Raw genomic sequence first — 971 nt, forward strand, 5'->3', positions numbered from 1 at the left:
GGGGGGGAGCCGTTCGATGCCGCGCCCCTCTGGTCCGAAAGTCACCAGAACACAGGGGACGCCGACCGCGCGGGCGGTCTCGCGATCTGTATTGGTGTCGCCCACCAGCAGCGAGGCTTCCAGCTTGCCGCCGGCCCGCTCGACCGCCGCGAGATAGGGATCGGGCGAAGGTTTGCGCAGCGGCAGCGTATCGGCGCCGATCAGCGCGTCAAAAAGCGCGGCGATCCCGAGCCGGTCGATCAGATCACGCGCGAGACCTTCGGGCTTGTTGGTGCAGACAGCCGTCGCAAAGCCCTGATCGCGCAGCGTTTTCACAGCTTCCTCAGCGCCGGGATAAAGCCGCGTATGGCGGTCGATATTCTCGCCGTAATGCGCAAGCAGCGGGTGATAATCGGCCTCGACCAGCTCGGCGATCTCCGCCTCCGGCAGCCCCAGCCGCCCATAGCCGGCCTTGAGCATCGCACGGCCACCATGGAAGGCGGTCAGCGCGTCCCCCGCCGGATCGAGAAGCGGCGCATGGCCGCGCGCCGTAAAGCAGGAATTTGCCGCTGCGATCAGGTCGGCGGAGGTATCCGCCAAGGTCCCGTCGAGGTCGAAAACCACTGTGCGCATTGCCTTTTGCTCCTTCCGTAACACCGCGAAAGGAAGCGTGAAGACGCACCACTTGCGGCAAGCAAGCCAATGGTTAAAACGGGGCCGAGCAGAAGAAAAGGTTTCTAATGGCGATTGCATTGATCACCCTCGCGGCGGGACAGGGCACCCGCATGAAATCCGACTTGCCGAAGGTGCTGCATCAGGTGGGCCGCGCGCCGCTGGTGGCGCATGCGCTGGCCGCCGGACGTGCCCTCGAACCCGAGACCGTGATCGTGGTCGCGGGCCACGGTGCCGACAAGGTGAAGAAAGCCGTCGCGAAGGTCGATCCCGAGGCGCAGATCGTGCTGCAGGAAGAACAGCTCGGCACCGGCCACGCC

Annotated in this window: 2 protein-coding genes; one reads left to right on the forward strand and one right to left on the reverse strand. The window is 65.5% G+C overall.

Features of this window, described 5'->3' with window-relative positions:
- Positions 1–612 (reverse strand): HAD-IA family hydrolase (locus B3D39_RS10110; protein WP_286789650.1); only part of this gene is annotated, 612 nt, incomplete at its 3' end.
- Between the two features lie 107 nt (positions 613–719).
- Between B3D39_RS10110 and B3D39_RS10115 the strand changes: the two genes are divergently transcribed.
- Positions 720–971 (forward strand): NTP transferase domain-containing protein (locus B3D39_RS10115; RefSeq protein WP_286789651.1); only part of this gene is annotated, 252 nt, incomplete at its 3' end.

The sequence above is a fragment of the Thioclava sp. UBA3469 genome, from assembly GCF_002378135.1.
GTDB lineage: Bacteria > Pseudomonadota > Alphaproteobacteria > Rhodobacterales > Rhodobacteraceae > Thioclava > Thioclava sediminum.